Annotated in this window: 17 protein-coding genes and 2 tRNA genes; 9 read left to right on the top strand and 10 right to left on the bottom strand. The window is 68.0% G+C overall.

Going from position 1 to position 14,481, the window contains the following annotated elements:
* The coding region (locus tag Q7V15_RS11980; protein ID WP_304755836.1) for a GcrA family cell cycle regulator at positions 1-119 on the bottom strand (119 nt) is incomplete at its 3' end.
* 224 nt (positions 120-343) lie between these two features.
* Between Q7V15_RS11980 and Q7V15_RS11975 the strand changes: the two genes are divergently transcribed.
* The 4 genes from Q7V15_RS11975 (at position 344) to Q7V15_RS11960 (ending at position 4,635) form a co-directional block, all read left to right on the top strand.
* Positions 344-1,180: an ABC transporter permease gene (locus Q7V15_RS11975; protein WP_304755831.1), complete on the top strand. Its 837-nt coding sequence runs from the start codon at positions 344-346 to the stop codon at positions 1,178-1,180.
* Positions 1,181-1,442: 262 nt separating this feature from the next.
* Positions 1,443-2,624 carry an aspartate aminotransferase family protein gene (locus Q7V15_RS11970; protein ID WP_304755834.1) on the top strand — a complete coding sequence of 394 codons (1,182 nt, stop codon included), beginning with the start codon at positions 1,443-1,445 and terminating at the stop codon, positions 2,622-2,624.
* 109 nt (positions 2,625-2,733) lie between these two features.
* On the top strand, positions 2,734-3,669 hold the full coding sequence (argF, locus tag Q7V15_RS11965) for an ornithine carbamoyltransferase (protein ID WP_304755830.1): 936 nt from the start codon (positions 2,734-2,736) through the stop codon (positions 3,667-3,669).
* A 54-nt stretch (positions 3,670-3,723) separates the two neighbouring features.
* On the top strand, positions 3,724-4,635 hold the full coding sequence (locus Q7V15_RS11960; protein WP_304755829.1) for an Hsp33 family molecular chaperone: 912 nt from the start codon (positions 3,724-3,726) through the stop codon (positions 4,633-4,635).
* Here Q7V15_RS11960 and metZ read toward each other — a convergent pair.
* Positions 4,632-5,816 (bottom strand): O-succinylhomoserine sulfhydrylase, encoded by a 1,185-nt coding sequence (metZ, locus tag Q7V15_RS11955; protein ID WP_304755827.1) that lies wholly within the window; start codon positions 5,814-5,816, stop codon positions 4,632-4,634. The genes Q7V15_RS11960 and metZ overlap by 4 nt on opposite strands.
* A gap of 134 nt (positions 5,817-5,950) precedes the next feature.
* Between metZ and Q7V15_RS11950 the strand changes: the two genes are divergently transcribed.
* Entirely contained in the window at positions 5,951-6,973 is a 1,023-nt protein-coding gene (locus Q7V15_RS11950; RefSeq protein WP_304755825.1) for a 2'-deoxycytidine 5'-triphosphate deaminase, read from the top strand.
* A gap of 12 nt (positions 6,974-6,985) precedes the next feature.
* Here the strand turns inward: Q7V15_RS11950 and Q7V15_RS11945 are convergent, their stop codons facing one another.
* Positions 6,986-7,351 (bottom strand): VOC family protein, encoded by a 366-nt coding sequence (locus tag Q7V15_RS11945; RefSeq protein WP_304755824.1) that lies wholly within the window; start codon positions 7,349-7,351, stop codon positions 6,986-6,988.
* 144 nt (positions 7,352-7,495) lie between these two features.
* Here Q7V15_RS11945 and Q7V15_RS11940 point away from each other — a divergent pair, with 144 nt between their 5' ends.
* From Q7V15_RS11940 to Q7V15_RS11925, 4 genes are all read left to right on the top strand, one after another.
* On the top strand, positions 7,496-7,690 hold the full coding sequence (locus tag Q7V15_RS11940; RefSeq protein ID WP_304755823.1) for a hypothetical protein: 195 nt from the start codon (positions 7,496-7,498) through the stop codon (positions 7,688-7,690).
* 10 nt (positions 7,691-7,700) lie between these two features.
* On the top strand, positions 7,701-8,099 hold the full coding sequence (locus Q7V15_RS11935; RefSeq protein ID WP_304755821.1) for a hypothetical protein: 399 nt from the start codon (positions 7,701-7,703) through the stop codon (positions 8,097-8,099).
* Positions 8,096-8,329, top strand: coding sequence for a helix-turn-helix transcriptional regulator (locus Q7V15_RS11930; protein WP_304755820.1), 234 nt, complete (start codon positions 8,096-8,098; stop codon positions 8,327-8,329). The genes Q7V15_RS11935 and Q7V15_RS11930 overlap by 4 nt, the downstream gene beginning before the upstream one ends.
* 10 nt (positions 8,330-8,339) lie before the next feature.
* Positions 8,340-8,414, top strand: a tRNA-Gly gene (locus Q7V15_RS11925).
* A gap of 18 nt (positions 8,415-8,432) precedes the next feature.
* On the opposite strand, the gene Q7V15_RS11920 is transcribed toward Q7V15_RS11925, so the two are convergent.
* From Q7V15_RS11920 to Q7V15_RS11890, 7 genes are all read right to left on the bottom strand, one after another.
* Positions 8,433-9,062, bottom strand: a complete 630-nt coding sequence (locus Q7V15_RS11920; RefSeq protein ID WP_304755818.1) for a TIGR02281 family clan AA aspartic protease — start codon at positions 9,060-9,062, stop codon at positions 8,433-8,435.
* A gap of 80 nt (positions 9,063-9,142) precedes the next feature.
* A complete protein-coding gene (locus tag Q7V15_RS11915; protein WP_304755816.1) occupies positions 9,143-11,653 on the bottom strand; it encodes a pyrroloquinoline quinone-dependent dehydrogenase in 2,511 nt (836 codons plus the stop codon).
* A gap of 123 nt (positions 11,654-11,776) precedes the next feature.
* Positions 11,777-12,412, bottom strand: a complete 636-nt coding sequence (locus Q7V15_RS11910) for a glutathione S-transferase family protein (RefSeq protein WP_304755815.1) — start codon at positions 12,410-12,412, stop codon at positions 11,777-11,779.
* Positions 12,413-12,493: 81 nt separating this feature from the next.
* Complete coding sequence (locus tag Q7V15_RS11905) at positions 12,494-13,273, bottom strand: class I SAM-dependent methyltransferase (RefSeq protein ID WP_304755813.1); 780 nt, start codon at positions 13,271-13,273, stop codon at positions 12,494-12,496.
* Positions 13,274-13,363: 90 nt separating this feature from the next.
* Complete coding sequence (locus Q7V15_RS11900) at positions 13,364-13,774, bottom strand: response regulator (protein ID WP_304755812.1); 411 nt, start codon at positions 13,772-13,774, stop codon at positions 13,364-13,366.
* A 13-nt stretch (positions 13,775-13,787) separates the two neighbouring features.
* Complete coding sequence (locus Q7V15_RS11895) at positions 13,788-14,162, bottom strand: hypothetical protein (protein WP_304755811.1); 375 nt, start codon at positions 14,160-14,162, stop codon at positions 13,788-13,790.
* A gap of 197 nt (positions 14,163-14,359) precedes the next feature.
* A tRNA-Arg gene (locus Q7V15_RS11890) sits at positions 14,360-14,436 on the bottom strand.
* Between the last annotated feature and the right edge of the window lie 45 nt (positions 14,437-14,481).

Below are 14,481 nucleotides of genomic sequence, written 5' to 3'. Positions count from 1 at the left end.
ACCTTGCCGATCACCGCATTGCGGGTGACCCCGCCCAATTGTTTCGCGATCTGGCTGGCCGAGAGGCCGTCCTGCCAGAGCTTCTTGAGTGTCTCGACTCGCTCGTCAGTCCAACCCATCAGGGCCTCCCAAACCGGCCTTGCGTTTCGACGGCCACCCCGCGCGACCGGCCGAAACTATATCTTGTGCGACAGGGCCTCGCCCCACCTCACGGACTACCAGATATCGTAAAGACTTCCTTAAGACCCACAATAGGCGCCCCAGGTTCCATCCACAGGAACTACATATAGCGTCGGAAGGTCGCACACTTGCGGGCCGCCGCGTCTCGGCGCACATGTGGGCCATGAACGATATGTCGCCCGTCCGCGCCGCCGAGATCGCCACCGCCATACCCCCGGCGCCCCGGGCCTATCATGGCTTCAACTGGCCGGGCTTCCGCACCCTCTATCTGCGTGAGGTGAAGCGGTTCTGGAAGGTGGGGACCCAGACCCTGGCGGCGCCGGTGGTGACCTCGCTGCTCTATATGATGGTCTTTGTGGTCGCCGTGGGCGGGTCGCGGCCGGCGGTGGGCGGGGTGGCCTTCGCCACCTTCATCGCGCCGGGTCTGATCATGATGACCATCCTGAACAACGCCTTCGCCAACGCCTCCTCCAGCCTGCTGCAGGCCAAGGTCAATGGCCTGGTCGGCGACTTCATGACGCCGCCGCTGACCCCGCTCGAGCATGTGGCGGGCTTCACCCTCGGGGCCGCCACCCGGGGTCTGGTGGTCGGATTTGTGACCTGGCTGGCGGTGCTGCCCTTCGCCGATCTGCCCCTGACCCACCTGTGGGCGGTGCTCTATTTCGCCGCCGCCGCCTCGATGATCCTGGGCATGCTGGGGATCATGGCCGGCCTGTGGGCCGAGAAGTTCGACCACATGGCCGCGGTCACCAACTTCGTCATCATGCCGATGACCTTCCTGTCGGGGACCTTCTATCTGGTGGAGCGGCTGCCCGAACCTTTCCGGACGGCGAGCCACTTCAACCCCTTCTTCTATCTGATCGACGGCTTCCGCTATGGCTTCATCGGCCAGGCGGAGGGCTCGCTGCTCACCGGCATGGGCCTCACCGCCGGCATTGTGGTGACCTTTGGCTGCGTGTGCCTGTGGATGTTCGAGAGCGGCTACAAGCTCAAGACCTAGACTGCGTTCCTTGAAAGCGGACTCCGGTTTGACGGTTGAATCCCTCTCCAACTTTGGAATCCAGAGGCTGGCGGCCGGGACACAGGCCAGGACCCGTCTTGTCCCGCCCCTGCGAAATCATTGACAGAGCGCCGTTCGCGCCGGAAAACATCGAGCCTTCCAGTCCCCGCCGCCCGGCGTGCGGGGACGTTTCCTTTGGAGGCTTCCTCCCGTGACTGAAAAGACCGCGACGTCCGCCGCGACCGTTCCCAGCGACCACATCATGGGCGTGTACAACCGCGCTCCGCTGGCGTTCGAACGAGGCGAGGGCGCGCGACTGTTCACGGCGGACGGCGATGCCTATCTGGACTGCATGGCGGGCATCGCGGTGAATGCGCTGGGCCACGCCCATCCGCGCCTGGTGCAGGCCCTGAAGGACCAGGCCGAAAAGCTCTGGCACGTCTCCAACATCTTCAAGATCCCCGGCCAGGAGGCGCTCGCCAAGCGGCTCTGCGCCGAGACCTTCGCCGACGTGGTGTTCTTCACCAATTCCGGGGCCGAGGCCGTGGAGTGCGCCATCAAGACGGCGCGGAAGTATCACTGGGCCCGGGGCAATCCTGAGCGGGTGGACATCATCGGCTTCGAGGGCTCGTTCCACGGCCGCACGGTGGCCGCGGTCAACGCCTCGGGCAACGCCTCCTATCTGGAGGGCTTCGGCCCGCCGCTGCCGGGCTTCGTCCACCTGCCCTACGGCGACCACGACGCCCTGCGCGCGGCCATCGGCCCGACCACCGCGGCGATCATCATCGAGCCGGTCCAGGGGGAGGGCGGCGCCCGCTCGCTGCCCGTGGCCTGCATGAAGGGCCTGCGCCAGCTGTGTGACGAGCAGGGCATCCTGCTGATCTATGACGAGATCCAGTGCGGCCTCGGCCGCACCGGGCGCCTGTTCGCCCATGACTGGGCCGAGGGCGACGGTAATCCCGACATCATGTGCGTGGCCAAGGCGCTCGGCGGCGGCTTCCCCGTCGGGGCGTGCCTGGCCACCATCGAGGCCGGATCGGCCATGAGCGTCGGCTCCCACGGCTCGACCTATGGCGGCAATCCGCTGGCCATGGCGGTTGGGCAGGCGGCCCTGGACGAGCTGGCCAAGCCTGAACTGCTGGCCCATGTCCGCGAGGTGGCCGGCTACTTCAACCAGCAGATCGCTGGCCTGAAGGACCGCTATCCCGACGTGGTGGCCGATGTCCGCGGCAAGGGCCTGCTGATCGGCGTCAAGCTTTTGACCCCCAACCGCGAGTTCATGCAGCATGCCCGGGACGAGCGCCTGCTGATCGCCGGCGGCGGGGACAACTGCGTGCGCCTGCTGCCGCCGCTGAACCTCACCCTGGACGAGGCCCGCGAGGCGATCGAGCGTTTCGAGGCCGCCTGCGAGCGGGCCCGCGCCAAGGCCCAGGCGGCGGCCTAAGGTTTTCACCCCCGGCCCCGCGCCGGGACTCATCAATCAAAGACCCTGCGCCAGCACGCGCCAGTTCGCTTTTCCGGCGCCGGCGCGGGGTCGATGGGATTTCCCTTCGATGACCTCCTCTCCGAGACATTTTCTCGACCTCTGGCGGATGGAGTCCGCCGACCTGCGCGCCATCCTCGATGACGCCAAGGCCCGCAAGGTCGCCCGGGCCGGCTGGCCCCAGGGCCGGGTGGACGCCGACGCGCCGGCCCGCGACCGGGTCCTGGCCATGATCTTCGAGAAGCACTCCACCCGCACCCGCTTCTCCTTCGACGCGGCCATGCGTCAGCTGGGCGGGGACGTGATCATCTCCACCTCGGCCGACATGCAGCTGGGCCGCGGGGAGCCCATCGAGGACACCGCCAAGGTGCTGTCTCGGATGGTCGACGCCATCATGATCCGGGCCAACACCCATGAGGATCTGGAGCGCCTGGCGCTGGCCTCGACCGTGCCGGTGATCAACGGCCTGACCGACAAGAGCCATCCCTGCCAGATCCTCGCCGACCTGCTGACCTTCGAGGAGCACCTCGGACCCGTGAAGGGCCGCACGCTGGCCTGGGTGGGCGACGGCAACAATGTCTGCGCCAGCTTCATCCATGCGGCGGTCAAGTTCGGCTTCAAGCTGAACATCGCCTGTCCCACCGTCTATCACCCGGACCTGACCGACCTGGCCCGGGCCTCGGAGATGCAGGGTCAGGTCACCATGACCGAAGACCCCCGGGCCGCGGTGCGCGGCGCCGACTGCGTCATCACCGACACCTGGGTCTCTATGGGCGACACCGACCATGACGCCCGCCTGGCGGCCTTCGAGCCCTACCAGGTGGACGCCGAGCTGATGGACCTGGCCGCCCAGGACAGCATCTTCCTGCATTGCCTGCCCGCCCACCGGGGGGAGGAAGTCACCGATGCGGTGATGGATGGCCCCCGCTCGAAGATCTGGGATGAGGCGGAAAACCGCATCCACGCCCAGAAGTCGATCCTGGCCTGGTGCTTCGGGACGATCTGAGTAGGCCACAGCCGGGCTCGCAATCGGGGCGCTGGGCGCCTATATGGCCTCGCCATGTCCCAGAACACGCTCCCCATCCCCGACGACGTCGTCGGCCCGTTCCAGATCGAGGACGCCGCGGTCCGCGGCCGCCTCGTGCGCATGGGTCCGGCCATCGACGAAATCCTGGCCGCCCACGCCTATCCGGAAGCCGTCGCCAACCTGCTCGGCGAGACCTGCGCGCTTGCGGCCCTGGTGGGCTCGGCGCTCAAGTTCGAAGGCCGGCTGATCGTCCAGGCGCAGGGCGAAGGCCCCGTGCGCTATGTGGTGGCCGACTACGACACCGCCGGCCACCTGCGCGGCTATTGCCGGTTCGATCCCGACGCTGTGGCCGAGGCGTCACAGGGCTTCGTGCGCCCCGGCGCCAAGACGCTGCTGGGCGGCGGCGTGTTCATCATGACCGTCGATCAGGGTCCGGACATGGACCGCTATCAGGGGGTCACCGCCATCGAGGGCGAGACCCTGGCGCTCTGCGCCGAACAGTATTTCGCCCAGTCCGAACAGACCCCGACCCGGGTGCGGCTGGCCGTGGGTCAGGCCGATGTGGGCGAGGGCCTGCGTTGGCGGGCCGGCGGCATGCTGATCCAGAACGTCGCCGAGGATCAGGCCCGCGGCTCCACCGAGGAGGCCTGGACCCGCAGCCAGGCCTTCTTCGAGACCATCGGCGAGGATGAACTCCTCGACCCGACCATTTCGGGCCAGACTCTGCTGTTCCGCCTCTTCCATGAGGACGGGGTGCGGGTGTTCGAAGACCAGGCGTTGGCCGCCGTCTGCCGGTGTTCGGAAGACCGCATCCGGGGGGTGCTGGCCTCGTTCGAGGCTGACGAGCGCGCGGACATGATCGAGCCGGACGGCAGGATCCACGTCACCTGCGAGTACTGCGCCACCACCTATCGCCTGGCGCCGGAGAGCCTGACCCGCAGCTAGGCTTGGTCCAGGGCCCGCTCCACGTCCCGCTGCAGGTCGCGGTCGTTCTCCAGGCCGACGCTCATCCGCACCCAGCCCTCGGTGAGGCCGATGGACTCCCGCTCCTCGGCCGGCATCGACCGGTGGGTGGTGGTGCAGGGATGGGTGGCCATGGACTTGGCGTCGCCCAGATTGTTGGAGATGTCGACGATCTGCAGGGCGTCGAGGAACCGCCAGGCGGCCTCGCGGCTGCCGAGATCGAAGGCCAGCACATTGCCGCCGCCGGTCATCTGGTTGGCGATGATGGCCGCCTGCGGGTGGTCCGGCCGGCCGCAATAGACGGTTTGGCGCACCTTGCCGTGGGCGGCGACGGCGTTCGCCACATGGGCGGCGTTGTCGCTCTGGCGGCGCACCCGCAGGTCCAGGGTCTCCAGCCCTTTGAGCAGCACCCAGGCGTTGAAGGGGGAAAGCGCAGGCCCCGTATGGCGCAGGATGTCCTTGTAGGACTCCAGCATCACCTCTTCGCCGCCCAGGATCGCCCCGCCCAGGACGCGGCCCTGGCCGTCGATATGCTTGGTGGCCGAATAGACGACGATGTCGGCGCCCAGCGCCAGGGGCTTCTGGAAGATCGGGGTGGCGAAGACATTGTCCACCACCAGCCTGGCGCCGCAGGCCTTGGCGATGTCGGCGACCGCGCCAATCGGGGTCACCTCCAGCAGGGGATTGGCCGGGCTCTCCACCAGGAAGCACCTGGTGTTGTCGCGCACGGCGGCCTTCCAGGCCTCGGGATCAACGGCGTCCACATAGGTCACCTCCACGCCAAAGCGCGGCATCCACTCCGACAGGATCCAGCGGCAGGAGCCGAACAGGGCGCGGCCGGCCACGATGTGGTCGCCGGCCCGCACGAGGCCGGTCAGGGCCACATGCACCGCCGACATGCCCGACGCGGTGGCGCGGCAGAGGTCGGCGCCCTCCAGCAGGGCCAGGCGATCCTCGAACATCTGCGTCGTGGGGTTGCCGAAGCGCTGATAGATGAAACCCGGCGCATCCCCGGCGAACCGGGCGTCGGCGGCCGCGGCGGTGTCATAGGCGAAGCTCTGGGTGAGGAAGAGCGCCTCGGAAATCTCGCCATAGGCGGTGCGGGCCATGCCGCCCCGGACCAGCTTGGTCTCCAGGTTCCAGTCGCGCGGATCTTCGGCCATGGGGGCTCCTCCCGGCAGGCAAGCTCGGAGTGCGCATCAACCGCCTCAGAGCTTGGCGGTCAAGGCCCGCGGAGCCGCGGCGGATCTCAGACGGCGTCTTGTCAGACTCGGGGCCAGCGGCGAGTGTCACAGCGATGACAGACGCCAAGCTCTCGCCCGGAATCCTGCCCTGCCAGGCCATTGACGCCCTGATCGCCCAGGGCGCGATCACCAGCGCCAGCCCCTTTGACGCCGACCAGGTCCAGCCCGCCAGCCTTGACCTGCGCCTGGGGGTTCGCGCCTGGCGGGTGCGGGCCTCCTTCCTGCCCGGCCTAGGCCGCAAGGTGGTCCAGCGGCTCGAGGACGTGGCCATGCACGAGCTGGACCTGTCCAAGGGCGCGGTGCTGGAAAAGGGCTGCGTCTATATCGCCGAGCTGCAGGAGGCGTTGGCCCTGCCGCCGGGCGTGGCGGCCCGGGCCAATCCCAAGAGCTCCACGGGCCGGGTGGACGTCTTTGTCCGCCTGCTCACTGACCATGGCGCGGCCTTCGACGACGTGGCCGACGGCTATGGCGGGCCGATCTATATGGAGATCGCGCCGCAGACCTTCTCGATCCTGGTGCGCACGGGCACGCGGCTGAACCAGCTGCGCCTCAAGCGCGGCGAGCCGCCCAAGCTTGATCTGCGCAGCGTCGGCGTCGACCTGACCGAAGGGGTGGCGGGATTTCGCGCCCGGCGCCACGCCGGCGTGATCGACATGGACAAGGAAGACGGCCACGACCCCCGGGACTTCTGGGAGCCACTGGTCCCCCGCCATGGGGAGCTGCTGCTCGATCCGGGCGAGTTCTACATCCTGGCCTCGAAGGAGGCGGTGGAAATTCCCGTTCTTCAGGCGGCTGAAATGACCCCAATTGACCCCTCAGTGGGGGAGTTTCGGGTGCATTATGCGGGGTTTTTCGACCCCGGCTTCGGCACCGAGGAGGCCGGCGGCCAGGGCTCGCGGGGCGTGCTGGAGGTGCGCAGCCACGAGACCCCCTTCCTGCTGGAGGACGGTCAGACGGTCGCCCGCCTGGTCTATGAACCGCTCACTGAAAAGCCCTCGCGCCTCTATGGCGAGGGCGGCTCCCACTACCAGCGCCAGGGGCTGAAGCTGTCGAAACACTTCCGCCCCTGGGGCTGATCGGGACGCGCTCTAGCCCATCTTGAAGACGCAAAGCTTGTTGCCGTCCAGGTCGCGGAAATAGGCGCCGTAGAAGTTCGGGATGCGGATGCCCGGCGCGCCCTCGTCGGCGGCCCCGGTCTTCAGGGCCAGGGCGTGGATCTCGTCCACCATCTCCCGGGACGGGGCGGCCAGGGCCACCATGGTTCCGTTGCCGGGGCTGGGCGTCTCGCCGTCATAGGGCAGGCAGACGCTGAGCATGGGGCCGGCCCCGTTGGAGAAGCCCTGCATCCGGTCGCTGCCGAAGGCGGGCTTCGCGCCCAGGGGGCCGAGCACGGTCCCGTAGAAGCCCTTGGCGCGCTCCAGGTCGCTGACGCCCAGTGTGACATAGCCGATCATGATCTTGGTCCTCCCCGTCGATCTTTGAGCCCTGAGGCTAGCTGGGCTGACGGGCGGGGAAGCAAGCGCAATCTCTCGGATGTCTAGCGTGCTTGACAGGCTGGATGTGTCATGTTTCCTTGTCATTAAGACAAGGAGGCTTGCATGTTCCCCCGCTCCGTCGCCGGCCGCTTCATTATGACTCTCGCCATGGCGCAGCTGACCCTGTTCGTCTTGTTCGGCTTGGCTGTGGCGGCGCATCCGCCGCTTCTACGGACCTTCAGCCTCACGCCCGGGATGGCGGTCTCGGCGGCGGCGGCGATTGCGCCGGCCGCACAAGCCCTGGTCGGCCTGCGTTGAGGCGCCAAAGATGAACCAGCCCAAATCCCCGGCCATGCGCCGTCTGATGCGCAGATTCTGGCCCTTGATGGCGGCCTATGTGGTCCTGCTCCTCTCTGTAGGCCCGATCATCGACGCCCCGACCGCGTCCCTTGGCGCCTATCTCCTGGCGGGACTGCCGGCCCTGCCATTGGTGGGGATCATCGTCTCCCTGGCGCTCTATCTCCTGGAGGAGGCGGACGAGTTCCTGAAAGTGCGGATGGTCGAAGCCTTGCTTTGGGGCCTCGGCGCCATCCTGGTCATCTCGACGGTGTGGGGTTTTCTGGAGTCCCTGGCGGGAGCGCCCCAATTGCCCCTCCACTGGCTGTTCCCGATCTTCTGTGTCGCCATGGGGCTGGCTGATCTGCTGGCCCGCTGGAGGTACCGGTGAGGAACCAGTTGAAGGTCCTACGGGCGGAGCGCGACTGGAGCCAGGGGGAGCTCGCTCAACGCCTGGGGGTTTCCCGGCAGAGCGTGAACGCCATCGAGACCGGAAAGTATGATCCCAGTCTGCCCCTGGCCTTCCGGATCGCCCGGGTGTTCAACCTCCCCATCGAGGCGATCTTCGACGATGACGCCACCGCTGAGGCGGTTGACATAGGCCCCCTGCGACCCCGATAGGAAGTCCTGCGCGGCCGTAGTTCAGAGGTAGAACGTCAGCTTCCCAAGCTGAATGTCGGGGGTTCGATTCCCCCCGGCCGCTCCAATTTCCCTCAGCTTTCCCTCAGCTTTGTCCAGCGTCGACCGAGGCGGCCGGCTGCGGGGTCAGGATCATGGTCTGGCCCTCGACCCGCCAGCTGGCCAGGCGGACCAGAACGTTCATGCCCAGGATGTCCACGGGGCCGAGGTTCGGGGAAATGGCGACCTTGAGGTCGGTGGCGGTCAGGCCGCCCAGGCGAAAGTCCTCCACCGAGGCGGCCTGGGCCTGGATGACGCCATTGGCGGTCCGCGCGAAGATGGGGGCCAGGCCCGGGGTGGGGCTTAGCCCTGCGCGCTCGGCGGTCTCCACAGACAGGGTGGTCAGGGTCGCGCCGCTGTCCACCAGCATCCGGGTCTCGACGCCATTGAGGGTCACCTGGGCCCAGAAGTGGCCGTCGGGCGACATACGCAGGCGCACCTCCTCGCCGGTCACCTCCTGGCTGTCGACGCCGACGCGGTCGAGGATGGGCGCCAGCCAGGGCTGGTAGGGCGCCTGCTGCAGCAGGAAGAAGACGCAGAGCGCCAGCACGCCGAAGGACAGGACGCTGTGCAGGGCCTGGCCCACATAGGGCAGTCGCGGCAGCAGGGTCAGGAGCAGGGCCGCGGCCATGGCGTAGACCGCCAGCTGCTGCCAGTAGGGGAGGGCGTCGAGCATCTTAAACGATGATAGGCCCGTCCCGGCCCGCACGAAACGCCATGCTGGGACGGAGCCTAAACCTTTGCATCAGGAGGGGTTCAATCGGGCAGGGCGTAGACTCTTAGATAGTCACCCTCCGTCGTTTCGAAACGGGCGTGGCCCGTGGCGGAGATGGCGATGTACTGCCGGCCCTGGTGCTCATAGGTCATGGGGCCAGCCTGCGGGCCAGCGGGCAGCCGGGCCTGCCAGACCAGTTTGCCGGTCGCGGTCTCAAACGCCCGCAGGAAGTCGTCCTGGGCCGCGCCGATGAAGGTCAGGCCGCCGGCGGTGACCAGGGGGCCGCCGAGATTGGGTGTGCCGGTGGGGATCTTGAGGAAGGTAGGAACGCCCAGCGGTCCGACATCGAAGCCCGTGCCGAGCGGCTTGGACCAGACGATATCGCCGGTGTCGATGTTCGTGGCGGAGATATAGCCCCAGGGCGGCGAAATGCAGGGGACCTTGAGCGCCGACCACCAGATGGGGCGCGTGACCCCATAGGGCGTGCCCTGATGGGGCGCGACAGCCTGATCAGGCCGGGCGCCGCCGGAGCCGACAGCCTGGTCCTTCACCTCTGCGCGGGGATGGAGGATGACCAGGTTGGGCAGGCGGGAATTGTTGGCGATGATCAGCCTACGTTCGGGGTCGAATCCGAGGCCGCCCCAGTTCAGGCCCCCGACCGTGCCCGGGAACAGCAGCATGCCGGCTTTTTCGGTGGTCGGCGGGGTGAACATCCCCTCATAGCGATGCCGGTGGAAGCTGATGCGGCAGAGGGCGGCGTCGATGGGGGTCAGGCCGAAGGCGTGGCGGGCGTCAATCTGTTCAGGCTCGCGACCGGGCACGCCGCCGATGTTCGGATAGAAGACCGACTGGGGCTGGGTGGGCGAAACCCAGTCGCCGGGCGCGGCGCCCTGGGGGGTGGGGCGCTGCTCCACGGGGCGAAGGGGCTGGCCGGTGGCGGCGTCCAGCAGGAACATGTTGCCGGTCTTGCTGGCCTGCATCACCGCCTGACGGGGCGCGCCATCGATCATCACCTCAACCAGCATGGGCTGGGCGCCCAGGTCATAGTCCCACAGGTCGTGGATGACGGTGGTGTAGACCCAGCGGGTGGCGCCGGTCGCCAGGTCGACGGCCACCACGGCGTCGGTGAAGCGGTCCTCCTCCGGCGTGCGATTGCCGCCCCACTGGTCGGCCGCCGCATTGCCCGTGGCCAGGAAGGCCAGGCCCAGGGACTCGTCAGCCGAGATGATGTTCCAGACATTGGGGGTGCCGCGGGGATAGATCTCGCCTGGCGCCAGGGCGGCCTGGGCGTCGGGCCGCAGGGCGTCCCAGGCCCAGCGCAGTTCGCCGGTTCGGGCGTCATAGGCGCGCACGACGCCGGACGGGGCGTCCCGGCGCTGATTGTCGCTGACCTGCTGGCCCAGGATCAGCAGGCCGCCGACCACGGTGGCGCCCGAGGTGTTGGAGGCGAAGCCCTTTTCCCGCAGGCCCATGCCCTCGGTCATGTCGACGACGCCGTCCTGGCCGAACTCCTGGCAGGGGAAGCCGCCCACTGCATCGAGGGCGATCAGCCGGCCGTCGGCCGTGGCGACAAAGACCCGGCGGTGGCACTGGCTGCCGCCCCGGGGGACGGGGCCGATGACGCCGGGCACGGCCGGCATGGCGGCGATGGCCTCAGGGCGACCGGCGGGGGCGCCGTCATCGAAATAGCCCACCGCCCGGCAGGCGGCGGTGAACAGGGATTCCATCGTGTCGGCCGGAACCTTGGGATCATGGCTCCAGCGCACCTCGCCGGTGCCGGGATCCAGGGCGAACACCCTGTTGGTCGGGGTGCAGGTGTAGAGGAAGTCCTCGGCCTTGATCGGCGTGTTCTGGGACGAATAGAAAACCCGGCCCGCCTGCGGGTTGAGATCGCCGCTGCGGAAGGTCCAGGCTTCGGTGAGGTCGGCCACATTGGCGGTGGAGATCTGGCGCAGAGTCGAATAGCGCCGGCCCCCAAGGGTTCCCCCATAGGCGGGCCAATCGGCGCCGGCCTCCTGTCCGCCGCCAGCCGCTAGCGGGCTCGCCGCCGGCATGGCCAGGTCGCTGGGTGGTTCCGTCCGCTCCCAGCTGACAACCACCAGGATGACCAGGGCCAGCGCCCCGCCGGCCGTCCCCAACAGGGCCGCCCGGCGCGGGGTCGAGCGCGGGGGGTTGGCCCACATCAGATGGGCCAGGGCGACCGCGGCCAGGAGGGCGGCCAGCAGGCCGGCCCGACCGGCCAGATCAATCCCCCAGGCGGGCAGCCAGCCCTTGCCGCCGATCTCGATCAGCGACCAGGCCAGGGTGATCAGGAAGGCCGCGGCGAACAGGCCAAGGGCGATCCTGTCACGGCCACGCCAGGCGAGCCCGGCGCCGAGGACCAGCAATAGTCCGGTCGCCAGATAGTAGGCCGAGCCCCCCAGGGCGATCAGCCAAACCCCAAGGCCGGCCATGACCAGACCAAGGAGGCCGGTCAGGGACGCCAGGGCCAGATAGAGCCCACGCCAGCCCCGGCGGTCGCCCCTCGGGCGCGCAGCATCATGGGTCATCATCGGGTCTCCCTCCAGCTACCCGAGCTAGAGCGTCTGAAGGCCCCAAGATGTTTCATCTGATCGCGAAAAGGTTCCCGATCTGGCCGGCTGGCGACGTGTTTTAAGGGCGCCTCGGCTCCTGGTTCAGGAGGTCTGCTGGGCTTGCGCGATCAGCGCATTGTCGATCTCGTCGGCGCGCCGGGCGGCGGGGCGCTGGAGGTGGCGCTCCACATAGGCCTCAAACACCGGACGCTTCTCTATCGTGCCGAAATTCATCCCCCAGGACAGGTGGGCGGCGAGATAGAGGTCGGCGGCCGTAAAGCTGTCACCCACCAGATAGGCGCGGTCCTTGATCGCTCCCTCGATGGCGCCCAGCACATCCTCCATGCTGCCGAAACCCAGGGTGCTGCGCAGCTCGGCCGTGGGTTCGAAGTTGATCACCTTGGCGGCGACGGCCTGCTCGATCGGGCCGGCCCCGAAGAACAGCCAGCGATAATAGGGGCCGCGCAGCCGGCTGTCGGCCGGGGGCGCCAGGCCAGCCTGGGGGAAGGCGTCGGCGAGATAGGCGCAGATGGCCGCGCATTCGGTGACCACCACCCCGTCATGGACGATGGCCGGCACCTTGCCCATGGGATTGATGGCCAGGTAGTCGGCGGACTTGGTCTCGCCGCTCTCCCAGCTCAGGACCTTTGTTTCATAAGGCGCGCCGACCTCTTCGAGCATCCAGCGGATGATGCGGCCACGGGACATGGGATTGGTGTAGAAGACGAGGTCGGACATGGTGGGCTCCAGCTGTTTGCGGTCCTATATCCCGCCGCTGCTGACAGCGGGGTGACAGCAGCCGACACCGGCGCTCGGGCTTTAACGCCTGGCCCAGCCGATCAGCGCCGTGGAGGGCACCGGGAGGACCGCGCGGTCGCCCGCCCTCCGGCGCACCTCCGCCACCACGGCCGCCTTGTCGGCCCCGTCGAGGCTGGTCCAGTCGGGCGACATGCCGAAGAGAGTGTCAGGCTCGTCGAGTGCGGCGACATTCAGCTCGAAGTCGAAGGTCACCGCCTGGATGTTCGGCGCCTTGAAGCCGGCGGCGATCATCTCGCGGGCGAAGTCCTGCGGATCGCTGAGGGCGGCGACCGCCTCGGGCATCGCCGTCCCGCTCCGGTCGGGGAACAGGGTCCGGCGCACCTGACTCAGAAGCAGGAAGGTCGCCGCGCCGCTGTCACGCCAGGTGGCGACGACGCCGTGCCCGCCAGACCGGGTGACCCGCGCCATCTCCGAGAGGCCCTTTCGCCAGTCCGGGAACATGATCACGCCAAAGATCGAGAAGACCGCGTCGAAGGCTCCATCCGGCAGGGCGAGCGCCTGGCCATCCATGACCTGGGCTTCGATATTGGGCAGGCCCAGGGCCGCGATGCGCGCGACCATGCCCGGTGAGAAATCGGTGGCCAGCACCTGCGCCCCCGTCCGCGCCGCCGCCCGGGCCAAGGCGCCGGTTCCAGCCGCCACATCCAGAACCCGAGCCCCGGGGTTCAGCGCTACTCCGGCCAGGGCGACCTCGGCATACTGCGACGTGAAGGGATGAGCGGTCTTTTCGTAGTGGGCCGCCGCGGTGTCCCAGTGATCTGAATCCTCGAACTCTCGCATTCCCTGGCGCTCCCTTTTCACGACACCTTAAAAGTAGCGTGATAAGGGGCGTTTGCCAATCGCGACGTGAGCGCCTTCAGCGCCGCATTGCTACACCCAGACGCAAGCCTTGGGGGGCGCAGGGGCGCTTCTGTTTGACAGCTTCGCCACGCGATCAAGCATGTCGGCTCCGCTGAAGGGTTTGGCCACGCAGGTCTTGACGCCGAGGACGGCGGCGCGGCGGACATCCTCCGGCGCCAGGCGCCGGGCCATCATCATCACCTGGCAGCTGTCCAGATCATGGCCGAGCCGCAGTTCTTCCAGCAGGCCGAAGCCATCGAGTTCGGGAAGCTGGATTTCCGAAATCAGCACACACGGCCGCGCGACCTTCACGAGGTCCAATGCGATCCGGCCGTTTCGGGCGACAAGGGTTTCATAGCCGGCGAGGTCGAGCCGGATCTGGAGCATCTCCAGCAGGGCGCGATCACTATCGGCGACGACGATGCGAGGCATCCGAGACATGTCCGTGCGCCTCCTAGAAGAGATCGAGATCGCCGGCCTGGTCGCGCTCTTCAACCCCCTGGCTCTCGCCGCCAAGGGCCGTGAGCAGGCGGTCGGCCAGGGCCCCGAGGGTCACATCCTGCAGGGCCAAGGCCACCGGCGCCTCAAAGAGATCCTCCGTCTCCATCCCCAGACGGCGGGCGAAGGCCGACAGCCCCGCCAGATGCTGGCTGAGCAGATCGATCGCCTGAAGACTGGCCTGCAGCTTCTCGCGTGCGGCTTCGGGCAGATCAGGCATGACGCCGCCGATCAGGCTGTCGAGAAGAATACACCGGGCGCCCGCGAGCTCGATCTCGCCCGCGAGCGTCTCCAGCACCGCGCCATATCCAGGGTTCGGGGTCTGTTCCATCGCCATCGCCCCCAACGCGCGTCTCCCATTCTCTGGTTCAGCGAACATCAGAACGTGACAGGCTTAATCGGCGCTTAACGCAACGGAAGCCCGAGCTGTTTCCCCAGGCGCTGAGACCCGTCACGCCCGCCGTCAGACGGAAGAGTGGGGCTTTCAGGACGCGCCGCCTCGGGCGAACCGGAGGGGGTTGAAGCCCGTGGCGGCCCGGAAGGGACTCGAACCCCTGACCTTCGGTTTAGGAAACCGCTGCTCTGTCCTGCTGAGCTACCGGGCCGGCGCAAGGAGCGATGCCATGGGGCGGGGGCTGGCGCCAAGCCCC

Origin of the sequence: Phenylobacterium sp., assembly GCF_030651755.1 — a bacterium.
Taxonomy (GTDB): Bacteria; Pseudomonadota; Alphaproteobacteria; order Caulobacterales; family Caulobacteraceae; genus Phenylobacterium.
Note: the sequence above shows the minus strand (reverse complement) of the source record. Positions and strands in the feature narration are given on the sequence as shown.

Coding starts and splice junctions, on each gene's coding strand:
- Q7V15_RS11975 (WP_304755831.1), top strand. CDS start 344: ATGAACGATATGTCGCCCGTCCGCGCCGCCGAGATCGCCACCGCCATA.
- Q7V15_RS11970 (WP_304755834.1), top strand. CDS start 1,443: ATGGGCGTGTACAACCGCGCTCCGCTGGCGTTCGAACGAGGCGAGGGC.
- argF (WP_304755830.1), top strand. CDS start 2,734: ATGACCTCCTCTCCGAGACATTTTCTCGACCTCTGGCGGATGGAGTCC.
- Q7V15_RS11960 (WP_304755829.1), top strand. CDS start 3,724: ATGTCCCAGAACACGCTCCCCATCCCCGACGACGTCGTCGGCCCGTTC.
- metZ (WP_304755827.1), bottom strand. CDS start 5,816: ATGGCCGAAGATCCGCGCGACTGGAACCTGGAGACCAAGCTGGTCCGG.
- Q7V15_RS11950 (WP_304755825.1), top strand. CDS start 5,951: ATGACAGACGCCAAGCTCTCGCCCGGAATCCTGCCCTGCCAGGCCATT.
- Q7V15_RS11945 (WP_304755824.1), bottom strand. CDS start 7,351: ATGATCGGCTATGTCACACTGGGCGTCAGCGACCTGGAGCGCGCCAAG.
- Q7V15_RS11940 (WP_304755823.1), top strand. CDS start 7,496: ATGTTCCCCCGCTCCGTCGCCGGCCGCTTCATTATGACTCTCGCCATG.
- Q7V15_RS11935 (WP_304755821.1), top strand. CDS start 7,701: ATGAACCAGCCCAAATCCCCGGCCATGCGCCGTCTGATGCGCAGATTC.
- Q7V15_RS11920 (WP_304755818.1), bottom strand. CDS start 9,062: ATGCTCGACGCCCTCCCCTACTGGCAGCAGCTGGCGGTCTACGCCATG.
- Q7V15_RS11915 (WP_304755816.1), bottom strand. CDS start 11,653: ATGATGACCCATGATGCTGCGCGCCCGAGGGGCGACCGCCGGGGCTGG.
- Q7V15_RS11910 (WP_304755815.1), bottom strand. CDS start 12,412: ATGTCCGACCTCGTCTTCTACACCAATCCCATGTCCCGTGGCCGCATC.
- Q7V15_RS11905 (WP_304755813.1), bottom strand. CDS start 13,273: ATGCGAGAGTTCGAGGATTCAGATCACTGGGACACCGCGGCGGCCCAC.
- Q7V15_RS11900 (WP_304755812.1), bottom strand. CDS start 13,774: ATGTCTCGGATGCCTCGCATCGTCGTCGCCGATAGTGATCGCGCCCTG.
- Q7V15_RS11895 (WP_304755811.1), bottom strand. CDS start 14,162: ATGGAACAGACCCCGAACCCTGGATATGGCGCGGTGCTGGAGACGCTC.